The 23,371-nt window shown below is 62.8% G+C and carries 22 protein-coding genes and 1 tRNA gene; 10 read left to right on the forward strand and 13 right to left on the reverse strand.

The annotated features are described in order from the left end of the window. Nucleotides 1–88: 88 nt before the first annotated feature. Entirely contained in the window at nt 89–1,519 is a 1,431-nt protein-coding gene (locus JM946_RS03465; protein ID WP_203165741.1) for an aldehyde dehydrogenase family protein, read from the forward strand. Between the two features lie 18 nt (nt 1,520–1,537). Here JM946_RS03465 and JM946_RS03470 read toward each other — a convergent pair whose 3' ends face one another. From JM946_RS03470 to JM946_RS03505, 8 genes are all read right to left on the reverse strand, one after another. Next, on the reverse strand, nt 1,538–2,227 hold the full coding sequence (locus tag JM946_RS03470) for a hypothetical protein (RefSeq protein WP_203165742.1): 690 nt from the start codon (nt 2,225–2,227) through the stop codon (nt 1,538–1,540). Between the two features lie 112 nt (nt 2,228–2,339). Beyond that, complete coding sequence (locus tag JM946_RS03475; RefSeq protein WP_203165743.1) at nt 2,340–4,337, reverse strand: PQQ-dependent sugar dehydrogenase; 1,998 nt, start codon at nt 4,335–4,337, stop codon at nt 2,340–2,342. Between the two features lie 142 nt (nt 4,338–4,479). Continuing rightward, nucleotides 4,480–7,128 (reverse strand): TonB-dependent receptor domain-containing protein, encoded by a 2,649-nt coding sequence (locus JM946_RS03480; RefSeq protein WP_203165744.1) that lies wholly within the window; start codon nt 7,126–7,128, stop codon nt 4,480–4,482. Nucleotides 7,129–7,195: 67 nt separating this feature from the next. Next, a complete protein-coding gene (locus JM946_RS03485) occupies nt 7,196–8,227 on the reverse strand; it encodes a FecR family protein (protein ID WP_203165745.1) in 1,032 nt (343 codons plus the stop codon). Continuing rightward, on the reverse strand, nt 8,224–8,799 hold the full coding sequence (locus JM946_RS03490; RefSeq protein WP_203165746.1) for an RNA polymerase sigma factor: 576 nt from the start codon (nt 8,797–8,799) through the stop codon (nt 8,224–8,226). The genes JM946_RS03485 and JM946_RS03490 overlap by 4 nt, the downstream gene beginning before the upstream one ends. Nucleotides 8,800–8,909: 110 nt before the next feature. Continuing rightward, a complete protein-coding gene (xth, locus tag JM946_RS03495) occupies nt 8,910–9,683 on the reverse strand; it encodes an exodeoxyribonuclease III (protein WP_203165747.1) in 774 nt (257 codons plus the stop codon). A gap of 9 nt (nt 9,684–9,692) precedes the next feature. Continuing rightward, entirely contained in the window at nt 9,693–11,549 is a 1,857-nt protein-coding gene (locus JM946_RS03500; protein ID WP_203165748.1) for a DUF885 domain-containing protein, read from the reverse strand. 100 nt (nt 11,550–11,649) lie between these two features. Continuing rightward, nucleotides 11,650–11,725, reverse strand: a tRNA-Gly gene (locus tag JM946_RS03505). 136 nt (nt 11,726–11,861) lie between these two features. On the opposite strand from JM946_RS03505, the gene JM946_RS03510 reads away from it, so the two are divergent. The 3 genes from JM946_RS03510 to JM946_RS03520 all read left to right on the forward strand — a co-directional run bounded on the left by JM946_RS03510 (nt 11,862) and on the right by JM946_RS03520 (nt 14,028). Beyond that, nucleotides 11,862–12,755, forward strand: a complete 894-nt coding sequence (locus JM946_RS03510; protein ID WP_203165749.1) for a LysR family transcriptional regulator — start codon at nt 11,862–11,864, stop codon at nt 12,753–12,755. Beyond that, entirely contained in the window at nt 12,752–13,474 is a 723-nt protein-coding gene (gene trmB, locus JM946_RS03515) for a tRNA (guanosine(46)-N7)-methyltransferase TrmB (protein WP_203165750.1), read from the forward strand. Before JM946_RS03510 ends, trmB begins: the two co-directional genes overlap by 4 nt. A 221-nt stretch (nt 13,475–13,695) precedes the next feature. Next, nucleotides 13,696–14,028 carry a DUF6763 family protein gene (locus JM946_RS03520; RefSeq protein ID WP_203165751.1) on the forward strand — a complete coding sequence of 111 codons (333 nt, stop codon included), beginning with the start codon at nt 13,696–13,698 and terminating at the stop codon, nt 14,026–14,028. A 69-nt stretch (nt 14,029–14,097) separates the two neighbouring features. On the opposite strand, the gene JM946_RS03525 is transcribed toward JM946_RS03520, so the two are convergent. Further along, the gene (locus tag JM946_RS03525) at nt 14,098–15,381 is read right to left on the reverse strand and encodes an AmpG family muropeptide MFS transporter (RefSeq protein WP_203165752.1); all 1,284 of its coding nucleotides are present in this window, start codon (nt 15,379–15,381) and stop codon (nt 14,098–14,100) included. Nucleotides 15,382–15,517: 136 nt separating this feature from the next. Here JM946_RS03525 and pyrE point away from each other — a divergent pair, with 136 nt between their 5' ends. Then, the gene (gene pyrE, locus JM946_RS03530; RefSeq protein ID WP_203165753.1) at nt 15,518–16,150 is read left to right on the forward strand and encodes an orotate phosphoribosyltransferase; all 633 of its coding nucleotides are present in this window, start codon (nt 15,518–15,520) and stop codon (nt 16,148–16,150) included. 133 nt (nt 16,151–16,283) lie between these two features. Further along, nucleotides 16,284–16,931 carry a hypothetical protein gene (locus JM946_RS03535; protein ID WP_203165754.1) on the forward strand — a complete coding sequence of 216 codons (648 nt, stop codon included), beginning with the start codon at nt 16,284–16,286 and terminating at the stop codon, nt 16,929–16,931. Nucleotides 16,932–16,937: 6 nt separating this feature from the next. On the opposite strand, the gene dut is transcribed toward JM946_RS03535, so the two are convergent. From dut to JM946_RS03550, 3 genes are all read right to left on the reverse strand, one after another. Then, nucleotides 16,938–17,429, reverse strand: a complete 492-nt coding sequence (gene dut / locus JM946_RS03540; protein ID WP_203165755.1) for a dUTP diphosphatase — start codon at nt 17,427–17,429, stop codon at nt 16,938–16,940. Then, on the reverse strand, nt 17,419–18,681 hold the full coding sequence (coaBC, locus tag JM946_RS03545) for a bifunctional phosphopantothenoylcysteine decarboxylase/phosphopantothenate--cysteine ligase CoaBC (RefSeq protein ID WP_203165756.1): 1,263 nt from the start codon (nt 18,679–18,681) through the stop codon (nt 17,419–17,421). Before coaBC ends, dut begins: the two co-directional genes overlap by 11 nt. Nucleotides 18,682–18,821: 140 nt before the next feature. Further along, nucleotides 18,822–19,448, reverse strand: coding sequence for a glutathione S-transferase family protein (locus JM946_RS03550; protein WP_203165757.1), 627 nt, complete (start codon nt 19,446–19,448; stop codon nt 18,822–18,824). Between the two features lie 197 nt (nt 19,449–19,645). On the opposite strand from JM946_RS03550, the gene radC reads away from it, so the two are divergent. The 3 genes from radC to rpmG all read left to right on the forward strand — a co-directional run bounded on the left by radC (nt 19,646) and on the right by rpmG (nt 20,896). Further along, a complete protein-coding gene (gene radC / locus JM946_RS03555) occupies nt 19,646–20,320 on the forward strand; it encodes a RadC family protein (protein ID WP_203165758.1) in 675 nt (224 codons plus the stop codon). 164 nt (nt 20,321–20,484) lie between these two features. Next, nucleotides 20,485–20,721, forward strand: a complete 237-nt coding sequence (gene rpmB, locus JM946_RS03560) for a 50S ribosomal protein L28 (protein ID WP_203165759.1) — start codon at nt 20,485–20,487, stop codon at nt 20,719–20,721. A gap of 19 nt (nt 20,722–20,740) precedes the next feature. Next, nucleotides 20,741–20,896 carry a 50S ribosomal protein L33 gene (gene rpmG / locus JM946_RS03565; protein ID WP_116808805.1) on the forward strand — a complete coding sequence of 52 codons (156 nt, stop codon included), beginning with the start codon at nt 20,741–20,743 and terminating at the stop codon, nt 20,894–20,896. Between the two features lie 165 nt (nt 20,897–21,061). On the opposite strand, the gene JM946_RS03570 is transcribed toward rpmG, so the two are convergent. Further along, nucleotides 21,062–22,249, reverse strand: coding sequence for a DesA family fatty acid desaturase (locus tag JM946_RS03570; protein ID WP_203165760.1), 1,188 nt, complete (start codon nt 22,247–22,249; stop codon nt 21,062–21,064). 240 nt (nt 22,250–22,489) lie between these two features. Between JM946_RS03570 and mutM the strand changes: the two genes are divergently transcribed. After that, nucleotides 22,490–23,305, forward strand: coding sequence for a bifunctional DNA-formamidopyrimidine glycosylase/DNA-(apurinic or apyrimidinic site) lyase (mutM, locus tag JM946_RS03575; RefSeq protein ID WP_203165761.1), 816 nt, complete (start codon nt 22,490–22,492; stop codon nt 23,303–23,305). Nucleotides 23,306–23,371 lie beyond the last annotated feature (66 nt).

The raw sequence follows: 23,371 nt of genomic DNA on the forward strand, positions 1-23,371 counted from the left end.
TATCATTGTGGTCCCTTTGCACCGCGCCCCGGCGCTATTTTCAGCGCTGTTCTGGTGTGCGGATCGCGCCCACTTGGCGGAGGACGACATGTACGAGTTCAAGCGGTTCTACATCGACGGCGCCTGGGTCACCCCGCCGGGCCGTAAAGAGCTGGCGGTGATCAATCCGGCCACCGAACAGGAAGTCGGCAGGATCATGCTCGGCACCGCCGAGGATGTGGACGTTGCCGTGAAGGCGGCGCGCGCCGCGTTCGAAACCTACTCCCAGACCTCGCGTGAAGAACGAGTCGCGCTGCTGGAGCGAATCATCAAGGTGTACCAGGCGCGCATGAAGGATGTGGCGCTGGCCATTTCCGATGAAATGGGCGCGCCGATGAAGTTCGCGCTGAACGCGCAAGCCGGCAGCGGCCTCGGTCATTTTACGGCTACGCTGGCGGCGCTCAAGGAGTTTGAGTTCGAGGAAAGCCTCGGCACCACCATGATCCGCCGCGAGCCCGTGGGCGTGTGCGGTCTGATCACTCCGTGGAACTGGCCGCTCAATCAGATTGGCTGCAAGGTCGCGCCCGCGCTCGCCGCGGGTTGCACCATGGTGCTCAAGCCCAGCGAAGTTGCGCCGCTCAGCGCACATTTATTTGCTGAGATCTTGCATGAGGCCGGCGTGCCGAAGGGCGTATTCAACATGATCGATGGCGATGGCCCGACGGTGGGCGAAGCGCTATCGCGTCATCCCGACATCGACATGATGTCGTTCACCGGCTCCACGCGCGCCGGCATCCAAGTGGCGAAGGCCGCCGCCGATACGGTGAAGCGCGTGTCGCAGGAGCTCGGCGGCAAGTCGGCAAACATCATTCTCGAAGATGCCGACTTGAACGCCGCGGTGAAGAGCGGCGTGCTCTCCATGATGTCCAACACCGGCCAGTCGTGTAACGCGCCTTCGCGCATGCTGGTGCCGAAGAAGCTGTACGAGGAGGCAGTGAATATCGCCAAGGCGGTCGCTGCCAAACCCGTGGTGGGCGATCCGAAAAAGGACGGCGTCACCATGGGGCCCGTGGCCAACAAGACCCAGTTCGAAAAGATTCAGCGCTTGTTACAAACTGGCATCGACGAAGGCGCCACGGTGGTCGTCGGCGGACCGGGCCGGCCGGACGGCATCGACAGGGGCTACTTCATCAAGCCCACCGTGTTCGCGAACGTAAACAACTCCATGACCATTGCGCGCGAAGAAATCTTCGGGCCGGTGCTGGTGATGATTCCGTACGAAACCGAAGAGGAAGCCATCCGGATCGCCAACGACACGGTGTATGGATTGTCCGGCTATGTGTATTCGGGCGACATCGAGCATGCTCGCAAAGTGGCGCGCAGGCTGCGGACCGGCATGGTGCATTTGAACGGCGCCTCCACTGACGTGAATGCGCCCTTCGGCGGTTACAAACAATCCGGTAACGGCCGCGAATGGGGCAAGGAAGGTCTGAAGGAGTTCCTGGAGGTCAAGGCCGTGATGGGTTATTCGGCCGCCTGACCGCGCTGCCAGCCCGCCTTAGGGCATGGGCCCGTGATCCGGATTGGGCGCCGGCGCGGGCCCGGTGCGGCGATCGAAGAAGCGCACCACTTTCATGCCGGCCAGCTCCGAATTGCCGCTCCATTTCATGTAGTACTCGAGCTGGCCGTTCTTGGTCACGCGGAATTTTTCCAGGCCGCGCGGGCCGCGATTCACACGGCGTTCGATGACGAACCATTCCCCGTCCCAACCCACCTCCGAATCGGCGAGCTGTCCTTCCGGCATCGACACCTGGGTGTGACTGCCCGCCTCGACGCGACGGGACTCGACCGTCGACACGAATTCGAAACGCGTCGGGCCCAGCTGCTTGATTTCCAGCGTCGGGCTCACCGCCAGCATGCGGTACAGATTCTCCTGCTGCCTTCTTTGCCACGGCCGAGGACCCCGACGGCCGGCCTCGGACGGTGACGCATCCACATCGATGGGCGGCGGCATGCCGGCGGGGCGAGCGCCTTCCACACGACGCCGCATGCGTTCGAAGCGCTCCCACTCTTTCGCTTGGCGTTCCGCCAGCATGGCTTCCGGATCGTCGCTGCTCTGCGTGTTCAGCACCCAAAACCGTGCCAGTTCGACCGGCCGCTTCGGCGTGGCGTCGAAGTCCGCCAGCGCGAGTGCGGACCAGAGACACAATACGAAGACGGAAACAGCGCGGTGGAGCAAGGGCTTCACTGTGGGTGGCGTTATGAAATACAGGCAAACGGGCCGCTGCGACCCAGCTTAAAGACTGCCTCCCCATGGGGCAACCCTTGCATTCCAACGCGCCTTCGAGTCTTGCCCGTCGTTATTTCGCCGCGGACATGCCTCGCTTGTCGATCGGCTCGCTCCGTTGCAGATACTCGATGATGGCCTTGCGGTGCTCGGGGTCGGCTACGCCTGGGACCGCCATCGTCGTGCCGGGCACTGCGGTTTGTGGTTGCGCCAGGAAGCGATCTAGAGTGGCCGCGTCCCAGGTTCCGCTCTGAGCGCGCAGCGCCGGTGAGTATTCGTCGAAGCCCTTGGCCTGGGCCACCTGCCGGCCCACCACGCCGAACAGATCGGGACCGAGCCGATGTGACATGCCGTCGCCGATGGTATGACAGCCCAGGCATTGCGTGGCGAACAAGCCGGCGCCATTCAATGTCGTCGCCGGCTCCAGCGTGGTGAACGTCCAGTCGTCGCTCCAGATCAGGATGCGACCGTCCGGCAGTTGCAGAATGTCACGCACCCGTTTGTCGAGGCCGATCGGCTCCTGCAGAACGACGCGATCCTCGGCGAGCACCACCCGATACAACGAACGGCTCGACAGCGAGCCCACCAGCAGATTGTCGGCCCAGATCGGAAACAGCTCGCCATTCAACACTGTGACATCGGACACGCCAGGACTGGGCAGCCACGACAGGATGGGTTCGGGATAACCCGTGTGCCGCCCCTGATGCTGGCTGAGCGGCCACACGGTCGAGCCATAGTCGGTGCCGTAAGTCACATTGGGCCAACCGTAGTTGGCATGCTCTTGTAACAAGTTGATCTCGTCGCCCCCTTGCGCACCGTGTTCCGCCAGCCACACCTTGCCGTCGCGTGTGCGCGTAATGCCTTGCGGATTGCGATGACCCAGCGTGTAGACGCTGTGCTTGCCGGTCGCCAGATCGATCAGGACGGTCTTGCCGTAGTGTGCGGCGGGATCCTGCGCGAACGCCTGGTTGGACTCGATGCCGGAAAAGCCGAAGTCGCCCAAGGTGAGCAGCATCTTGCGGTCTTCCAGCAGCAGCATCCGGCCGCCGATCTCCTCGCCCTGGAACGGATTCTTGCCGCGCTTACGATTCTCGCCGGTGAGCGGGATGCACGGCGTGCTTTCAAACAGAGTGGACCACTGCGCATTCGCGATGCCCTGCTGCAGATCGTTCAGCGGCGTCGTCAGCTGCGACACCCTGACGACGAAACATTGTTCCTGCGCCTTCCAATAATGATGAGACGCCAGGATGCGAACATTGTCGCCCTCCGTCACCGCGGCAACATCGGCAACGCGGAAGCGCCACGTCTGCACTTTGGGCGCGCCATGAGCGCGCCAGTCCGCCGTGCGCGTCGGCTGTCGCGACGATCCGCCGAAAGCCTTGGCGAACTCCTCTCGATTGGCCGGCACGCGCGTGGCGAGCTCCTGAATCTTGAAGCCGTTCGTATCCGACGGCGCGTCGATTAGATATAAACGTCCATCGCCGTTACCGAACAGGACGCGATCGCCAAGCAGCGTAAGACCGCCACCACGGGTTTCAGGAGGGGGAATCCACCCTTCTCTGATGGTGGCGCGCAGTGGATAGAACGCCGTCGATAGATACATCTCCCGCGTGGTGGGCTGACCTGCCGACGAGGCTTCCAGTTGCGAGAAGCCGTACGCGCTCACCACGCCGGTGAGCACCACGACCGCCGCGATGGGCAGCCGTCGCAACCCGATAGGACTGATGGCCAACGGCACGATCAGGGCGATGGCGATGACCAGAGGAATCAGCAAATAGCGGGGCAACGCCACGGACAACGCCGCGGCGCCGATCAGAAACAGGCTCAACACCGCGAACGAGCGAACCAGCGAACGGCCGGCGGTGCGCCAGCTGGCGGCACGATCCATCAGCAAGGACAGCAGACAGGCCGCGCCGAAGGCGCCAAGACAGACCAGCAGCGCGAGTTTTTGCTGCCGCCCCAAAGCTCCCCACAACTCGGCGTATTTCAGTACGGGCAACAGCAGCAGGAGCAACGCGCCGCAGGCGTACCAGGCCAGGCGCTGCCACAACGGTGGGTGCGCATCGTTCAAAATCGAACCCGTCCTCGCTTGTTATCGAACTAAGGCGTGTAACGCGAGCAGTGGGTCTTGGGATCCCCGCGATTGAAAATTATCACGGGGATCCGGCGGCGGGCTTAGGTATTGGCCGCGTCCCTGCGGCCGCGAGGTGAGCTCAACGCATCTTCCAATCCAGCATCAGGCCGACGGTGCGTGGGCGGATGATGAAGTCCTGCACGCCCAGGCCGAAGTCGCCATAGCCGAAGGTGACGCCGCGCTTGTCCGTCAGGTTGTTCACGAAGGCCGTGACGCCGACGTTGGCAAAGGTCGCATTGATGCGCAGGTCGGTCTGGCCATAGCCATTGATCCGCAGATTCGGCGCCTGCAGCGACTGGGGCGCATCCGAGAGGTAACGATGCGCCAGCGTGATGGTCGGCTCCGCTGCATACGGCAGGCGCGCCGTCGCCATCGCCGACACCTGCCACTCGGACGCGCCGGGCAGTTGCTGGCCGTCGCGCAGGATGACATTGGGTGTGGTGACGACCGTGCCATCCGGCAGCGTGGTGCTGGTGGTGCTGATGACGGTCTGGGTCAGTTGAGCATCCAGATGCGTGATGTTCAGTGACAGATCGAACGCGTCGGTCACACGCCACAGTCCGCTGAACTCCTGACCGACATTGCGCGCCTTACCCGCGTTGGTGCCGTAAGTCACATTGTCCGGCCGGTACAGGCGCACCTGCAGATCGCTCCAGTCGATCAGGAACACCGTGAAGTCGGTCTGTACGCGCCGATCGAAGAAGCTGCTGCGCATGCCGAGCTCATAATTCCACAGCGAGTCGGTCTCCCAGCCGCTCGGCGTATCGAAGCCTTCCAGCGGGAAAATCGTGTTGGGATTGCCGAAGCGATAACCCTTCGACGCCAGTGCGTAGATCATCAGATCATCATCCCGGCGCCAGGCCAGAGAGATCTTCGGCGCGAACCCATCTTCTGTTTGATGACCGCGCGGCAACTGCAGGGAACCGGGATAGAACACACCGGAGTACAACGCGCGGCTGGTGACTTCGGTATCGAACCAGCGGCCGCCGAAAGTCACCGTCCAGTGGTCGCTGAAGCGGTAGTTTGCTTCGCCGAACACCGCCTTTTCGTTGCCGTCCGTTCTGCCGACGCCCCAATAGAACGTATCGCCACGCAGATCGGCCAGATCCCGATGCACCGACAGGATGTCGAACGCACCCTCGGAAGAGAGATAGTCCCTGAAGGTCTTGTCGGTGGATGTCCCCATCACACCGATCAGATAGTCGAACTTCTCGCCTTTGGGCGAGGCCAGGCGCAACTCGTAGCTGCGGCTCTCGCTGGTGCCGGTGTCCAGATACGGGACCGGGTTCGGCAGCACTTCGCCGGGCGTGTCTTCGTCGACCGGCGCGAACACGCTGTAGAACACGGTATTGTCGGTGACCAGACGGCGTTCTTTTTCGCTGTAGCCCACCAGCGCGGTCAGCGTGGCGAAGCCGAGATCCTGATCGAGCCGCAGGCTATGCAGCTGCAGCTCGTATTCGACCGGCTCGGACACCAGTGTGTTACGGATGAACTCGCCCTGCTCCGGATAGCGATAGCCGAAGTCGGGAGTGTGATTTTTATCGTACAGACTCAGCAGCGACACCTTGGTGGCTTCGGAGGGCGTCCACACCGCGGAGAACCGCCCGCCTTTGTTGGTCTGCTCGTTGCTCGCCTTGCGACCGATGCCGATGTTGTCCAGATAGCCGGGCTCGGTGCGGTAATAGGCGACGCCACGAATCGCGAAGGTATCTCCCAACGGCACGTTGATCATGCCCTTGCCGGCGTAACCCATGTCACCATCGCCGTGATGCGTGCTGCTCGCCGACGTCTGCAGCGCTGCGTCGAAGCCCGCAGTGCTCGCTTCCCGCGCCACATAGTTGATCGCGCCGCCAAGAGCGGACGAACCGAACAACGTGCCCTGCGGACCACGCAGCACTTCCACTCGCTCCACGTCGAACGTGTCGACGTCGGGAATCGCGACAGCGTAGCCGGGCTCGGTCAGCGGGATTTCGTTGATGTAGTAACCCGTCGGGCCCTGGCCTTGATCCTTGCCGACGGAAGTACCGACACCGCGAATGATCGCGGTCGAATCACCGAGCGGGCCCGCGTTGAACACCACGCCAGGAGTGCGCGTCAGGTAATCCTGGAAGCTCTGCGCACCGATCGCTTCGAGCTGCGCACCGGACATCGCCGAGACCGAGCCGGCGATATCGCGTGCGCGTTCGGGCCGCTTGGTGGCGGTGACGATGACTTCGTAGAGCGATTCTCCGATGCTTGCGGAGCTCGAAGCCGTGTTGCTGTTGGGATTGCCGGATGCGGCCGATGATTGCGGCTCGGCCTGCGTATTCATTTCGGCACGCGCCAGATGAATCGCCGCGCCTGCCTGCGCAGGCGCTGCTGCGCGCGAAGTCACATTCGATACGTCACGCACCAGAATGGCGTTCGAATCGGTGACTGTGTACGTCAGTCCGGTGTTGGACAGGATCCTTTTCAGTGCGTCGAGATCGCCATACTGGCCAACCACGCCGCGGCTCTGCTTACCCTGGGTCAGTTCCGGCGCGAAAAAGATCTCGCGATTGCTTTGGAACGCGAATGCTTTGAGCGCACTGCCCAGATCCTGGGCCTCGATATCGAACGCGCGCGGCTCGGAGTGTGCGGCCGTCATCGCTTGCGCCAAGCTCGGCGCACTCGCAGTCGCCAACACGCAAGCGACCATGAACTTCAGATGGCCCTTCAGATGCGGCCGGGCTGCGTGCCTGTCTTGCATGAACCGTGCTCCCCATTCTGGTGTTGTGTAACCAGTAAGACGCACGGCATGACAAAAGTGTTAACGCTCAGTCGGCGGCCGTCAGCAGGATGCGGGAGCCGTCGCGACTCGCGATCTGCAATGGATAGTGACCGGTGACGGTTTCGACGAAGCTTTCGCTGTGGCCCGCTTTGAATACGCCGCTGACGCGCAGCTGACCCAGCGCCGGGTCGGCCAGCTCGATGCGCCAGGCCGAGTAACGATTGATTTCGGCGATGGCGGTGGCCAGCGTGTCGTTGTCGAAGACCACCTGTCCCTGACGCCAGCTCACCACTTTGCTCACATCGGCCTTGCGCTTTTCGACCGGCGCGTGGTCCGAAACGATCAGCGCTTCGCCGGCAATCAGCAGCTCGGGCACCGGCGGCGGGCTGATCAAACGAGCCAGTGGCGACAGTATCGGCTCGACCGAAACCTTGCCTTCGGCCAGCGTGACCTGCACGGAGTCGCGATCGTTCAGACGAACATCGAAAGCAGTACCGAGCGCGGTCACGCGCTGATCTGCCGCTTCGACCACGAACGGCCGATTCGGATTGCTGGCGACCTGGAACCACGCCTGCCCGGCCAGCAAACGAACACTGCGTCGCTCGGGCGTGAAGCGCACTTCGATACGGCTGCTGGTGTTCAGCACGACCGAAGAGCCATCCGACAAAGTGATATTGGAACGCTCGCCGATAGCCGTGCGGAAGGCTCCGCCCTCGATCGCCTCGCGCGCCATGATTCGTGACGGCGAAGCCGGACCATCGCGAAAGATCGGAGTAACGGCGTAACCGATGGCCACGGCAACGCCGAGGACGGCGGCGGCCATCGCGACACGAAAGTAACGCAATCGATGGGTTGCGCTCAGCGCTTCTCGGCGCAACTTCAGGACGCGATCGTCCACTGGAGCTGCCGCAAGCGACGCCCACGTTTGCTCGACCGCATCGAAAGCGGCTCTATTGCGCGGATCGGCCGCAAGCCACGCGTCGAACTCGGCACGCGTGCGTGGCGAGTCGTCCTCGTCGAGCCGACCGTGCCAGTCCGCCGCGGCGGCATACGCGTCATTCAGCAATTCCGTGCTCATTTCTCCAACCCCCGCGCCATGTGCTCCTTGGCACGCCGCAAATGAAAGCGCACGGTTTCGACGCTGATCTGCAGGCTAGCCGCGATCTCCTCCTGTTTCATACCTTCGTATAGACGCAACACGAATACATGACGGGTGCGCGCCGGCAGCTCGGTCAAGGCGCCGAGCGCCCGATCGAGCAACTGCCTGCCTTGTAAGACGCGCTCCGGCGAAAAATCGTTAATGGGCAATTCGGAGTTTTCCAGCGAATCGTGATCGGCCGCATGCCGCACGGCGCGCCGGCGCACGCGATCGCGGATGACGTTCGCGGCAATCTGGAACACGTAGCCTTCCAGGTACTCGATGTTGTCGAAATTCGGCCGATGCGCCAGGCGGATGAAGACTTCCTGCACTAGGTCGTCGATGTCGTAGCTTTCCCGGATGCGCTTTTCGAAGTAGCTGGTCAACGGGCGGCGGTAGCGCCGATCCAGATGCACCAGGGTTTCGGTCGCATTGGCCGTCGGATCGGCCGCAGCCTCGGCCGCAGGCGCGACCGGCACGGACGAAGCGACTTGTTTACGCCAACGAAACATCGAGCGAGCGAGACGGTTTCCGGCGGGACTTCATCCGAGCTTAGAGCGGCGGCCCGCCGGCCGGCAAGCGCTGGCCAGTTCTCGACGTTATGTGGCCCGAGCTCGCGACTTCAGTCCGCGAGCTCGATCCAAGTTGGTGCGTGGTCGCTCGGCTTTTCCCAACCGCGGACGTCTCGATCGACGCCGCCCGCCTTGAGCCGCCTGGCCGCGGTCGCGTTCAACAACAGATGATCGATGCGCAGTCCCGCATCTCGACCATAGGCGTTCCGGAAGTAATCCCAGAACGTATAGATGGTCGCTTCCGGATGCAGATAGCGGATGGCGTCGACCCATCCTTGCTCGACAATGCGTCCGAAAGCCTCGCGCGTCTCGACGCGGAACAACGCATCGTCCACCCAGCGCTCCGGTTTATAAACATCCTTTTCGGTGGGGATGACGTTGTAGTCGCCGGCCAGCACCACCGCGTTGTCGCTGTTCACCAGCTCGGCCGCATGCACTCGCAGCCGTTCCAGCCAGCGCAGCTTGTAGTCGAACTTCTCGCCGGGCGCCGGATTGCCATTCGGCAAATACAAACAACCGATGATCACATCGCGAACCACCGCTTCGATGTAACGGCTATGCAAATCCTCGGGATCGCCGGGAAGCGCACGTCGGATCTCGGTGGGCTCGCAACCCTTGGTGAGAATGGCGACCCCGTTGTAACTCTTCTGCCCGTGCCAGATCACGCCATAGCCGAGCTCGCGAATCGCGGCCTCGGGAAACTTCTCCGAAGGCGTCTTCAATTCCTGCAGACAGGCCACGTCCGGCGATGTTTCCTGCAGCCAGCGCACCAGACTGGGCAGGCGCGCGTGGACACTATTTACGTTGTATGTGGCAATCCGCATGAACGATCCTCAGCTGCGCGCGATGAAGGCATCGATGTTGCGTGCGAGGACCACCATCGGCACGTCACCGCCCATCACCACCGCATCGTTGAACTTGCGGAAGTCGAACTTGTTGCCGAGCGCCTGCTGCGCCTTGTTGCGCAGACGGTTGATCTCGCTGTGTCCGACCTTGTAGCCGCACGCCTGGCCCGGCCAGGCGCAGTAGCGGTCCACTTCGCTGGTGACTTCTTCGATGCCCGAACCGTTGGTGCGCGCGAACCATTCGATGGCCTGCTGGCGCGTCCAGCGCTTGGCGTGCAGGCCGGTATCGACCACCAGTCGGCAGGCGCGGAACGCGATGGATTGCAGATAACCGAGACGGCCGAACGGATCGTTCTGGTAAACCCCCAGCTCGTCCGCGAGCTGCTCGGCGTACAACGCCCAGCCTTCGGCGAACGCATTGAACGCCAGCAACGAACGGAACAACGGCAGCTTGAATGTATATTCGCCCTGCCACACGTGCCCTGGAATGGACTCGTGATAGGTCAGCGTCGGCAACGCATAACTGGTCCAGAGCTTGGTGGTGTGCAGGTTGATCCAGAACTTGCCCGGCACTTTGCCGTCGATGGTGCCGGCGCCGCCGTAAGCCCCCGGGGCGCCCGGCTCCACCTCGGGCGCCATGCGTACGATTTCGAGATTTCCTGGCACCAGGGTCGCGAACGCACGCGGCAATCGCGTTCGGATATCCTTAACCCGATCGTTGAGCAGCGCCATGATCTGCGCGCGGCCTTCGTCGTTGTCCGGGTATAAAAAGCGCTCTTCTTTGCCGAGCGCCGTCATGCGCTCGCCCACCGTTCCCTCGGTCATGCCCTGCGCCTTGAGAATTCCATCCATCTCCGACTGCAAGGCGCGCAGTTCTTCCAGGCCGAGCTCGTGGATTTGATCTGGCGTCATGCGAGTGGTCGTGCCCGCACTCAACGCCCACGCGTAATACTCATCGCCGCGCGGCAACTTCCATACGCCCGCGTCGCTAGTGGCGCGCTTGCGATGCGCTTCCAACTCATTGAGCTGCCGCTCGAGCGCGGGCGCAACTTTCTCCTTGGCGATCTTGGCGGCCTTGCCTGCGTAATCGCCCGGCATGTTCTTGGTCCGCTGCGCCAACGATGTCACCAGCGACCATTCGGCGACCTTGCCACCGCGCGCGATGCGCAGCTGATTGAGCGTCTTGTCGAGCAGGAAATCCGGCGCAATCACGCCTTGAGCGGCTGCTTCGCGCAGTCTTCCGGTTTCACCATCGAGTTGCCCCGCATACGCTTCCATACGGGACAGATAAGCGTCCGCATCGGCGCGCGTTTCAACGGTGTGCCGCGAATCGAGCATACTCGGGATTTCGAGGAAGGCGCCGGTGTTCTGCGCTACCACGTAAGGCGCGTTTCGATACGACCAGTTCTGACTCAGGGTCGAAACGTCGCCGTACGGAAATTCGAATCCTTCCGCGGCGAACTCATGCGCGGTGCGCATGACATCCACATTGATGCGAGTCGCATCGCTGAGGGTGGAGGTATCGATCGCCTTCAAGCGTTGCAAACGTTTGGCGATCCGCTGCGCGATGGCGCGCTGACCGTCGGCCGAGCGATCCGTCAGCTTCGCCTTGAGCGGAGCACGCGCGCCGGTGTCGATCCCCAATCCGGTGGCGCTCTCGGGATAGTCCACCATCAACTCTTCAGCTAGCTCGGCGAGCAGGCCCTCGGTGGCCTTGTCGATGTTGGCCGCTCGGCTGATGGCCGGCTTGGCGTTCTGATTGGCGTTCTGGGCGACGGCCGGCAGATGGGTGACCGCGAGCGCGGCCCCCGTTCCCACTAAGAAATCACGGCGGCTGGCGGACATCGGACGGCAATCCTCCTGACAAAAGGTCGGACGCGGCGGCGAGCAACGCTGCCGGACTGGGCGAGGCAAGTTAGGGTAGTCGCGCCCGACGGGCCGGATTTGGAGCGGGCGACGGGTCTCGAACCCGCGACCTCAAGTTTGGGAAACTTGTGCTCTACCAACTGAGCTACACCCGCGCCGAGCCGATTCTAGGCAACCGACGGTGACTTGCCAATGCCGGGCCAATGCCGGGGCCAATGTCGGTGTCGCCCGCAACCGGGGTGGGCGACCGCTATACTGGAGACCCTCGATCCATCCCCCGCCGTAGCTTCCGTGGCTCTCAGATTCGATTTACGTGACCTGGAACTGTTCGTGGCCGTGGCCGATGCCGGCAGCATCGCCCGCGCCGCTGAACGGTCGCATACCGTCGCCTCGGCCGTCAGCAAGCGGATCTCCGACCTGGAGGACAACCTGGGCGGCGCGCTGCTGCTGCGCGGAGCGAAAGGGGTGGAACTGACGGCAGCCGGACATGCGCTGCTGGCAAGAGCTCGCGTCCTGCTGCATCAGGCGGCGCAGCTGGACGACGAGATGCGCCGGCATGCCTCCGGCACACGCGGCTATGTACGAATGTTTGCAAACATTTCGGCCATCGTGGAATTCCTGCCGCACGCCTTGGCTTCGTTCGCCCGCCAGCATCCGGACATTCACGTTCATCTCGAAGAGCACGTCAGCTCGGCGATCGCCACCGCGGTGGCCGACAATTCCGCCGACCTTGGCATCGTCAGCGAGCTGCCGGTGATCGACGGGCTGAGCACGGTGCCATTTCGGAACGACGATCTGGTGGTGGTGTTGAAGCCGGATCACCCGCTGGCCGGGCGCAGCTCACTGTCGTTCGCGGAATTGACCGACCAACCTTTCGTCGGTTTGCACGCGGGCAGCTCGCTGCATCGCCTGCTGACGCGCGCGGCCATGGAGTCCGATCGTTCCATGAACTGGCGCGTACAGGTGACCAGCTTCGACGCCGCCTGCGCCATGGTCGCGGCCGGGCTGGGCGTGAGCATCGTGCCCCGCGCGGCTGCCGCTGTTTACATCCGCTCCCTGTCACTGGCGTCGGTGCCGTTGACCGATGCCTGGGCGCAACGCCAATTGTTTCTTTGTGTTCGTACCGGGGCGCCGCTGCACTCGGCTGCCAAATCGCTTTACGACCATCTGCAGTCTCAGAAATGACCGAAGACGACGCCCGCTCCAGCGCTCCCTCTCGCCGCACGATTCGCAGCTTCGTCATTCGAGGCGGCCGCGCGACCGCGGCTCAGCAGCGCGCACTGGACGATCTCTGGCCGCGCTATGGCGTGGAATTCAACGGGCAGCCGCTCGACCTCGATCAACTGTTCGGCCGTCGCGCGCCACGAATGCTCGAGATCGGCTTCGGCGCGGGCGAAGCGCTGCTGGCGTTCGCCGAGAAACATCCGGAGCTGGATTGCATCGGGGTGGAAGTCCACAAACCTGGCGTGGGTCATCTGTTGCTGGGTGCGTACACGGCCGGGCTGCAGAACTTACGCGTGATCTGCCATGACGCTGTCGAGGTGCTGCAACAACAGCTGCCACCCGGGTCGCTGCAGCTGATCCATATCTTCTTTCCCGATCCGTGGCACAAGAAACGTCATCACAAGCGGCGCTTGATCCAACCGGAATTCGTCGAGCTGCTGGCGCAGTCGCTAGCCGTGGGCGGTACGCTACGGCTGGCGACCGATTGGGAGCATTACGCCATGCATATGCGCGAAGTCATCGATGCCTCGCCGTCGTTTGCCAACGAGGCGCCGGACACCGGCTTCGTCGCCCGCAACGAAGAGCGTCCCGTGACCCGTTTCGAACGACGCGGTCACCGGCTCGGTCATGGCGTTTGGGATTTGAGTTATCGGCGCATCGCGGCCACGCCATCGGCGTGACACAAAAGTCACATTCGGCTCCAGCAAATATGAAATCCGTGCGCGCTGTGAGGGTGACTCCACAGCAGCTCTGAGGCGCACTGCGTGGTGCCTTGCAGAAAAAATCCCACTTGAATCCCTCAGCACGCAGGACTAAAAGAAAAGCGTCGATAATTCGTATCGCACGACGCAAGGATGCCGCCCGCAAGGACTGCCCCCTCTTTCATGATGGAGGATGGTCAATGACTTCACCGAGCCCGGTCGTGGGTGATTGGTATCGCCGCTTCAACGGCGCGCTGTTCGAAGTAGTCGCGGTGGATCGTGACGATGACACCGTGGAAGTTCAGCACTTCGACGGCACTCTGGAAGAGTTCGATCTCGAATCTTGGGAAGAACAGGATTTCGAAGAAGCCCAGGCGCCGGAGGACTGGACCGGCTCGGTCGACGTCGAGCCCGAGGACTACGAATCGGAGCGGGACATCGCCGCGACCGGCGGCTGGATCGATCCGCTGATGAGCCTGGATCGTTCCGAGGCTTCCGGTTATTCCGAGTGGCCTTCGCCGCGCGATTTATAACGTCGTCAACGAATAGCCGTTGCGCAGCTGTCGGCGCCGGGCCATCGCCCGGCTGCTATCGTTTGTTTCTTATCCGGGGCGTGGCGCATCCAGCTGCCGGATCTTGTCACGCATGAACCACACCAGCAGCAGGCCCGGCATGGCCAGCAGCACGCTGACCACGTAGTACATATCCCAGCCCGCCCTGTCGGCGATCCACCCCGCCGGACCACCCAACAGATATCGGGGCGTCAACGCGATCGAGGACAGCAGCGCATACTGAAACGCGCTGTAACGCATGTCGCACAGGGCCATGATCATAGCCACCGAGGCAATGTTGCCCATCGCGCCGGCGATGTTGTCGATGCTCACCGCGACGATCATCAACGGGTAGCTTTTGCCCGTCAGCGCCAGCGCGTAGTACAGCAAGTTGGACGCGGTCTGCATCACTCCGAAAATCAACATCGACTTCAGCAGCCCCAGGCGCACCATCAACACGCCGCCGAGAATCGCGCCGATGATGGCGCTCGCGGTGAACAGTGCTTTCAACACCACCGCGATCTCGGTCTTGCTGAACCCCACATCCATCATGAATGGCGTGAACAAGCGCAGCGCGAACGCGTCGCCCACCTTGAACAAGATCACCAGCGCGATGAACGCGATGGCGCTCGGACTGCCCAGCAGCTCACGCAGCGGCACCACCAGCGACTCTTTCAAAGAGCGCGGCGGCGCATGCTCATAGTGCGGCTCGGGTGCAAACAGCGTGGCGAAACAGAACGCCGCCATCACCGCGGCAAGAATCAGAAACGCCGGCTTCCAGCCGAGAAAGTCCGCGACTACCAATGCGAATGCCGAGGCCAGCCAGGCCGACGTTCTATATCCCAGGTTATTCGCGGCCGCCGCCAGACCGCGCTCGTGAGGTTTGGCCACGTCGGTGCGATAGGCGTCGAACGCGATGTCCTGGGTTGCCGAGAAAAACACGATCGCCACTGCGCAGATCGCGATGGGCGTCAACGAGACCGCAGGGTTCTGCAACGCGAATACGCCGATGGCCACGGCGAGCGCCAGTTGCGTCAGAGCGATCCAGCCACGGCGCCGGCCCAGCAGCGGCAGCGGATATCGATCGATGGCGGGCGCCCACAGGAACTTGAACAGATAAGGCAACGCCACGTAGGAAAGAATGCCGATGGTGGTGTTGGTCGCACCGCTGTCCTTCAGCCAGGCCTGCAGCGCGCTTTCGGTAATCTGGTTGGGAAAGCCGGAGGCCGCGCCCAACACCATGATGGCGACCATCTTGGGACTGGCCAGAATGTCGCGCCACCGCGGCTTGTCCGCCGGTGTCGCCTGTGTCGTGCCTGCTGCCACTGTGCTCATGGCGGGTCATTATAGGGAAGCGATGGCCCGTCACCGCGCCTGCGAGCGTAAGCCGCGCGAAATCAGGCCGAATCGGATCCGAAGTCGAGTGGAAATCGACTACCATCGCCGCCGTCCATCCCACAGTGTTTGTTACATGCGCTCCTTCATCGACCTGTGCCTGCAGCTGGGCGTGTTGCGCTTCGGCGAGTTCAAGCTCAAATCGGGCCGCGTCAGCCCGTACTTTTTCAACGCTGGGCTGTTCAACTCGGGGCGGGCGCTGGCTGAACTGGGTCGCGCCTATGCGCAGGCGGTGACGGCCGCGGGCATTCAGTTTGATGTGTTGTTTGGCCCGGCTTACAAAGGCATCCCGCTGGTGGCGACCACTTCGGTGGCGCTCGCCGATCAGTACAGCCGGGATGTTCCCTGGGCGTTCAATCGCAAGGAGGCCAAGGATCACGGCGAAGGCGGCAACATCGTCGGCGCGCCGCTGCGCGGCCGCGTGTTGATCGTCGACGACGTGATCACCGCCGGCACGGCGATTCGTGAAGCCACCGACATCATCCGCGGAGCGGGCGCCACGCCGGTGGGCGTCATTCTGGCTTTGGACCGGCAGGAGCGCGGCCAGGGTCAGCTGTCGGCGGTGCAGGAAGTGGAACAAACATTGCAACTGCCGGTGAGCAGTATTCTGCGGCTGACGGATCTGATCGATTACCTGCGGCAGTCCGGGGACGCGCAGCAACTTGCGGCAATCGAGCAGTATCGCAAGGAATATGGGGTCGACAACTGATTCAATGCGCGCCGCGCGGCCCACCGCCGCTCGGAACGCACACTGACCAAAAGTGTCCAAAGTTGACGTCACGCGCGCGCCTTACGGCAGAATACGACCACTCGGCTCCGGGGAAAATTGCACACCGATGCGCATGATTCGCATACTGACGATCATCGCTGCGACATTCGCGTCCGGTGCCGTTCTTGCCGCGCAGAGCAAGAACAGGAGCGGCACTTCCGAAGAGGCTTACTTCCGCTGCAGAGACGCCAAGGGACAATCCCTGTACGGCGACAGCATGCCGCCCGGCTGCCAGGGCCAGGACGTGGAAGTCCTCAATGCTCGCGGCATGGTGCTGCGGGTCATCGAGGGCGACCAGTCGCGCGCCGCCCGGATCGCTCGGGAGGTTCTCGAAGCGAAGGAGCGAAGGCTGCGCCAGGAGCGCGAACAGCGCGATCGCATGCTGCTGGAGACTTACGAGACCGTGGCCGATATCGAGCGGCTGCGCGATCAACGCCTCGAGATGCTGGTGGCGCAGCGGCGCGTCACCGAGCAAACCATCTCCAACATGCGCGAGCGTCAGAGCCGCCTCGAATCGCAAGTGGCGCGCTTCAAACCTTACAGCAACAAGCCCAACGCGCCGGCGCTGCCCGACCATCTCGCCGAAGACATGGTCAACACGGTGAACAGCCTGCGTGTGTATGAGTCGTCGCTGGAGAAGAACCTGGCCGAGCAGGCCGAGGTGAAATCGACCTTCACCGCCGACATCAACCGTTTCAAGGAACTGAAGGGAATTCAGTAGCCGCCGCTAGCCCCGGCCGGAGCTGCCGAAGCCGCCGGCGCCGCGCTCGGTCACGGCGAACTCGTTCACTACGTCGAACTCGACCTGCACCACTGGCACCACCACCAGCTGCGCAATACGCTCGCCCGGTTGGATCGTGAACGTGCTCTGACCGCGATTCCAGCACGAAACGAACACCTGTCCCTGGTAGTCCGAGTCGATCAGCCCGACCAGATTGCCGAGCACGATGCCGTGCTTGTGGCCGAGGCCCGAGCGCGGCAAGACGATGGCCGCGTAACCCGGATCCTCCAGATATATCGCGATGCCCGAAGGAATGAGCTGCGTGTCGCCGGGCTTCAACTCCAGCGGCGCATCGATGCAGGCGCGCAGGTCGACACCCGCGGATCCTGACGTCGCATATTGCGGCAAGGGATAGTCGCGGCCGATGCGAGCATCGAGCACACGAATCTGCAAGCGACGGCGCGAAGCGGCGCCGGACGACGTTCCATCAGCGGGCATGAGCAGCGGACAAGGGTGTAGTTGAAACAGAAGTCTGCGTGGGTGTCGGGTGGGCGCCGCGCGCGTGATAACGCTGCGCGATCAGCTCGACCAGTTGGCGCGCCAGCGCCGTTTTACTGGTCATCGACAGCTCTTGCTTACCGCCCTGCCAGTAAACGGTGAGCGCGTTCTCGTCTTTATCGAACGCCAGGCCGTCGCCGACTTTGTTGGCGGCGATCATATCGAGATTCTTGTTGTTGAGTTTGATGAGCGCGTTGCGCTCTACGTGCTCGGTTTCGGCGGCGAAGCCGACCAGGAACGGATGTGCCTCGCTGCGAGAAACGGTTGCGAGCACATCGGGCGCACGCGCCAGCGCTAGATTCAATGTGTCGCTGGTTTTCTTGATCTTCTCGCCCGCGATCTCGCGACAACGATAATCGGAGACCGCCGCGGCCGCGATGAAAATATCCGCGCCCACGAGATTGCTTTGAACGGCGCTCAGCATTTGTTCGGCGCTTTCCACGTCGACGCGATCGACCCCGCGCGGCGTTGGGATCTGCACCGGACCGCTCACCAGCACGACAGCAGCACCCGCTTCACGAGCAGCTTCCGCAACGGCGTAGCCCATCTTGCCCGAGCTGCGATTGCTGATGAAGCGCACGGGATCGATCTTCTCTCGCGTTGGGCCGGCGGTGACCACGACCTTCAGCCCTTGCAGCGGACCGGCGCCGCCGCGCGTGGTGAAAATCTCAGCAGCAATTTGCGTTGGTTCGAGCATGCGACCGACACCCACTTCACCGCATGCCTGTTCGCCGCTCGCCGGACCGAGCACGCGCACGCCACGCTCTTTGAGAGTGCGTACGTTCGCTTGGGTCGCCGCGTTCGCCCACATCTGACGATTCATTGCCGGCGCGACTGTGATCGGCGCAGTGGTGGCAAGACACAGCGTCGTGAGCAGGTCATCCGCAAAGCCGTGAGTGAGCTTCGCCAGAAAATCGGCGGTGGCCGGAGCAATCACAATCTCGTCGGCCCAACGCGCCAGCTCGATGTGTCCCATCGCCGCTTCGCCACTCTCGTCCCACAAGTCGTCGCGGACCGGCTTGCCCGACACCGCCTGGAAGGTCAGCGCCGTGACGAATTGCTGGGCGCCGCGCGACATGACCACCTGGACTTCGGCGCCCTGGTCGATCAAACGGCGCACCAGATCCGGGCTCTTGTAGGCCGCGATTCCGCCCGTGACACCCAAAACAATCTTGCGAGGCTGCGAGCTCATGGATTGGATTATGGGGGCGGCCCGAGGGCCGGGCAAACCTCGCCGCGCATACAGGCATTCCGCGCCGGAATGGCGAACCGCAGGCCTGCACCGCGCAACCCGGCCCCTAAAGGTCGAGTTGGCGGCGATCTTGGGCTACTTCACGCCATCCCGACGCTCGCCAGCGCAGCGGCGATGCGCATCGGCGCCCTGGGTCGCTCGTACATGCTTTTCATATATGAAAGCAGCGTCGGACATTCATCGAGCAGCTGCGCTTCGTTGCCCCAATCGAGCGTATAGGCCAGAACGAAATCGGCCACTGTCACATGATCGCCGACGACGAACTCGCGGCCGCGCATGTGCTGTTCCAGGACCGCAGCCATCTGCCTGAACTCACGGCTGGCGATCTCGACATCCCCAGCCAGCCGTTGCTCCTCGGGATAGATAAATGAATGCCGCGCGATGCGCCACAGCGGCTGCTCCAGCTCGGTGACTGTAAACAGCATCCATCGGTTGAGCTCCGCACGCTGTTTCAGGTCGGTCGGCAGCAAGCGGTGCTGCGGGTATTTCTCGGCCAGGTACATGACGATGGCCGCGGATTCCGTGAGCACGAAATCACCGTCGACCAGCGTCGGGATTTTGCCGGCCGGGTTGATGGCGAGGTACTCGGGCCGGTGCGTCTCGCCCGCCGCCACATTGACCGAAATGGACTCGAACTCCACGCCCAACTCCTGCAGTGCCCAACGAACTCGAATCGAGCGGGTGGGGGCGAACTCGTACAGCTTCATGAGCATCTCCTGCCGCGGTTTCACCAAGGACGCCCCCGCCGGTGCAAGTCCGACAGGGTTCCGCCTGCCACGGCGCTATCACGCAAGCCTTGCGACGCGAGGCCCGTTATTTGCCGCTCAACCGGGCAGCAACTCCACATCACCCGCCTTGCCTGCGGGGCAGACTACGGCCCTGAACGGATTCAGAGGGACCAGGAATGTCCATTCGCAACTGGCCGGAAAGCGATCGACCTCGGGAAAAGCTGCTGAAGGTGGGCGCGTCTGCGCTGAGCGAGGCGGAGTTGCTCGCCATTCTGCTGGGGACGGGAGTGCGCGGGCGGAATGCGGTGGATCTGGCGCGAGACCTGCTCGCGGACTTTGGGTCCTTGCGCACATTTCTGACTGCCGATCGGGCGCAGGTGTGTAAGACGCGTGGCTTCGGACCGGCGAGATATGTAGTGCTGCAGGCGGCGCTGGAGCTGACTCGCCGGCACTACCAGGAATTGATGAAGGTCGGCTCGGCCTTGCTGAACCCGGCAGCGACCCGGGACTTCGTGTTATTTCGGCTGCGAGACCTGCCTTATGAAGTGTTCTGCTGCCTGCTGCTCGACAGTCGTTACCGGGTCATCGGCTTCGAGGAACTGTTCCGAGGCACCATCGACGGCGCCATCGTGCATCCCCGGGAGGTGCTTCGGCTGGCCCTGTCCCGGAATGCCGCCGCGCTGATCCTGGTGCACAACCACCCCTCTGGTATCGCCGAACCCAGCGCCGAGGACCGGAAAATCACGGTGCGGCTCAAGGAGGCGCTGGCGCTGGTGGACATCCGTGTGCTGGACCATCTGGTGGTCGGCGACGGGGTGTGCGCGTCCTTCGCCGAGCGCGGCTGGCTGTGAACCCGACCCGAAAACACGGCATTCGGGTATTTTCGGGGCTCGGACCGCTTCCCTAAGCCGCCGCCGGCTGGTATAAAGCGCGACTCGTTTTCGGGCCCCCGGCCCGCGTGCCCAATGCGTTACCGAACCATTGCGCCCGCGCCGCCCCAACCAGGAAATCCGCCATGTCCAGAGTCTGTCAGATCACCGGCAAAGGGCCGATGACCGGCAACACCGTGTCACACGCCAACAACAAGCGCCGCCGTCGCTTCCTCCCCAACCTGCACGTGCAGCGTTTCTGGGTCGAGAGCGAGCGCCGCTTCGTCAGCCTGCGCGTGTCCACCCACGGGCTGCGCACCATTGAAAAGAAGGGCATCGAGACCGTCGTTGCCGAACTGCGCGCCAAAGGCGTCGCAGTTTAACGAGTAGGAGCCTCAAGCCATGCGCGAAAAGATCAAGCTCGTGTCCACGGCCGGCACTGGCCATTTCTACACCACCACCAAGAACAAGCGCCTGCATCCGGACAAGATGGAAGTGCGCAAGTTCGACCCCAAGGCACGCAAGCACGTGGCCTACAAGGAAGCCAAGATCAAGTAAGTCGACCGGCCCGCTGGCGGCGGGCGGATTCGTCCGAGACTTACGCAAAGGCCCACCTCAGGTGGGCCTTTTGCTTTGGGCAAGATATCGGGCGCGAAATAAAAAGCCCGCCTTTCGGCGGGCTCTTCCGTCGGCCGTGAAGCCGACGCCTGGAGATCAGTGACTTCAGGCGGGGTGCGGCATCGGCATGGAGTAGCTGCGCAGCGTATTGGCGAATTCCTGCAACACCTTGATACCGCTGGCCTCGGCCTGGGCGATCAGGTCCCTCAGATGCTGAATGAGCTTGTCGTTGCTCATGTTGGCGCCGCTCCACATCACCGCCATGCGCTCGCGGAATTCATGCACGGTCTTGAGCGTCTGGTTGGACGCCAGCACTTCGCTCAAGCGTGAACGGGCCTGCACATCCAGCAGCGCCGGTTCGCGGACCAGCAGCTTGCGAACGCGACGGCTCAGCGCACCGCCGGCATTGCTCAACTCTTCACGGAACACGGGCAAGGTCACGTTGCGGGTGTAATCGCGCAACACATGCATGCGATTCACGATCACCGCACGAACGTTCTCCAGATCGATCTGCACGCGCGGCTCGACCTTCACCGGCTCCGGCGCGGTCCGCAGCACTCGAGCCAGACCCAGCGCCTTGAAGATGCGGATGTACAGCCAGCCGATATCGAATTCCCAACGCTGCACCGAGAACTTGGCCGAGCTGGGGAACGCATGATGGTTGTTATGCAATTCTTCGCCGGCGAGCAGCAAGCCCCAGGGCGCCACGTTGCGAGCCGCGTCCGCGCATTCGAAGTTGCGATAGCCCCAGTAGTGACCGATGCCGTTCACCACGCCGGCGGCGAGCAAAGGATTGGCGATCAGCTGCGCCGACAGAATGATGATGCCCGGGATTCCGAAGAGCACCAGATCGGTCACCACCAGCAGCACGATGCCCAGATTGCGGTGCTTGGAATAAACGTTGCGCTCCATCCAGTCATCGGGCGTGCCGCGGCCGAATTTGTCGCACAGTTCCGGATCGCGGGCGGCGGCCTGATAAAGCTCGGCGCCCTCCAGCAGCACTTTTTTCAAACCCAGCACCACCGGGCTGTGCGGATCCTCGGCGGTCTCGCAGCGGGCGTGGTGCTTGCGATGCACGGCGACCCACTCCCTGGTGATGATGCCGGAGGTCATCCACAGCCAGAAACGGAAGAAATGGCGTAACGCGGGGTGCAGGTCGAGGCTGCGATGGGTGGCGTCCCGGTGCAGATACAGCGTCACTCCCATGAACGTGACCTGGATCAACACGAAGGTCACCAGCACATAGCCCCAGAAACTCAGGTCGAGAACGCCGTAGAGGAAATCTAGATTCACGGGTGCCCCTGCACGAACGAAAAACTTATAGGATTGGGGAAGTTACGACTAGGGAACTAGCGTCCGACTATAACCAACCCCGGAACCCCCCACAAATGAGCCGTTCCCTCAAGCTGCGACTTGGCGCACAAAGATCAGCGACGCGGGGGAGCGGCGACAGTGGCGACCCACCTACCTTGAAGCCTGATCGGCCGCTTTCAATGGGCACAAGTCACCGAAACTCTCGGTAACACGACAGTCATGCCCGAACTGCCTGAAGTCGAAACCACCCGCCGCGGCATCGAGTCGTCGGTCGTCGGACAGGTCATCAAGAAGGTGATCGTCCGGGAGCCGCGCCTGCGCTGGCGCGTGCCCCGCGAGTTGCCGGAGCTGGCGGCCGGTCAACGCGTGGTCTCGCTGCGCCGGCGAGCGAAGTATCTGGTGTTCGACCTCCAGCGCGGCGGCATGATCCTGCACCTCGGTATGTCGGGCAGCCTGCGTGTGTTACCTGGCGAAACGCCCCCGTCGATGCACGATCATGTCGACATCGTGATGGATACGGGACTGTGCCTGCGTTTCAACGATCCCAGGCGCTTCGGCAGTCTGCTGTGGGTGGCGGACGATCCGTTGCAGCACAAGTTGCTGAAGTCGCTGGCGCCGGAGCCTCTGTCGGATGAATTCAATGGTGAGTATCTGGCGCGCGCCGCCAAAGGTCGCAGCGTCGCGATCAAGCAGTTGATCATGAATGGGCAGGTGGTCGTCGGCGTCGGCAACATCTACGCCAGCGAAGCGCTGTTTCGCGCCGGCGTGCGGCCACGTCGCGCGGCCGGTCGGCTGAAGCGGGCTGAATTCGAGGCGCTGGTGAAAGCCATCAAGGAGGTGCTGAACGATGCGATTCGGGCCGGTGGGACGACGCTGCGCGACTACTTCAACCCCGAGGGAATGCCGGGGTATTTTCGGCAGAAGCTGTTCGTTTATGAGCGAACCCGGGATCCGTGCCGGGTTTGCAAGACGCCCATCAAACATTTCGTTCAGGGGCAGCGCTCCACTTACTTCTGCCCTCAGTGCCAGAAGTGAAGATCGGCTTGCGCCCCTGCCGCGGCGCCGCCTCCGAAGTTCTTTACATTGCCGCGCCATCGGCGC

The sequence above is a fragment of the Steroidobacter gossypii genome (assembly GCF_016801985.1).
Taxonomy (GTDB): domain Bacteria; phylum Pseudomonadota; class Gammaproteobacteria; order Steroidobacterales; family Steroidobacteraceae; genus Steroidobacter; species Steroidobacter gossypii.

Coding starts and splice junctions, on each gene's coding strand:
- mutM (WP_203165761.1), top strand. CDS start 22,490: ATGCCCGAACTGCCTGAAGTCGAAACCACCCGCCGCGGCATCGAGTCG.
- JM946_RS03490 (WP_203165746.1), bottom strand. CDS start 8,799: ATGTTTCGTTGGCGTAAACAAGTCGCTTCGTCCGTGCCGGTCGCGCCT.
- trmB (WP_203165750.1), top strand. CDS start 12,752: ATGACCGAAGACGACGCCCGCTCCAGCGCTCCCTCTCGCCGCACGATT.
- JM946_RS03550 (WP_203165757.1), bottom strand. CDS start 19,448: ATGAAGCTGTACGAGTTCGCCCCCACCCGCTCGATTCGAGTTCGTTGG.
- JM946_RS03500 (WP_203165748.1), bottom strand. CDS start 11,549: ATGTCCGCCAGCCGCCGTGATTTCTTAGTGGGAACGGGGGCCGCGCTC.
- radC (WP_203165758.1), top strand. CDS start 19,646: ATGTCCATTCGCAACTGGCCGGAAAGCGATCGACCTCGGGAAAAGCTG.
- JM946_RS03480 (WP_203165744.1), bottom strand. CDS start 7,128: ATGCAAGACAGGCACGCAGCCCGGCCGCATCTGAAGGGCCATCTGAAG.
- rpmB (WP_203165759.1), top strand. CDS start 20,485: ATGTCCAGAGTCTGTCAGATCACCGGCAAAGGGCCGATGACCGGCAAC.
- xth (WP_203165747.1), bottom strand. CDS start 9,683: ATGCGGATTGCCACATACAACGTAAATAGTGTCCACGCGCGCCTGCCC.
- pyrE (WP_203165753.1), top strand. CDS start 15,518: ATGCGCTCCTTCATCGACCTGTGCCTGCAGCTGGGCGTGTTGCGCTTC.
- JM946_RS03535 (WP_203165754.1), top strand. CDS start 16,284: ATGATTCGCATACTGACGATCATCGCTGCGACATTCGCGTCCGGTGCC.
- rpmG (WP_116808805.1), top strand. CDS start 20,741: ATGCGCGAAAAGATCAAGCTCGTGTCCACGGCCGGCACTGGCCATTTC.
- JM946_RS03465 (WP_203165741.1), top strand. CDS start 89: ATGTACGAGTTCAAGCGGTTCTACATCGACGGCGCCTGGGTCACCCCG.
- JM946_RS03485 (WP_203165745.1), bottom strand. CDS start 8,227: ATGAGCACGGAATTGCTGAATGACGCGTATGCCGCCGCGGCGGACTGG.
- coaBC (WP_203165756.1), bottom strand. CDS start 18,681: ATGAGCTCGCAGCCTCGCAAGATTGTTTTGGGTGTCACGGGCGGAATC.
- dut (WP_203165755.1), bottom strand. CDS start 17,429: ATGCCCGCTGATGGAACGTCGTCCGGCGCCGCTTCGCGCCGTCGCTTG.
- JM946_RS03520 (WP_203165751.1), top strand. CDS start 13,696: ATGACTTCACCGAGCCCGGTCGTGGGTGATTGGTATCGCCGCTTCAAC.
- JM946_RS03525 (WP_203165752.1), bottom strand. CDS start 15,381: ATGAGCACAGTGGCAGCAGGCACGACACAGGCGACACCGGCGGACAAG.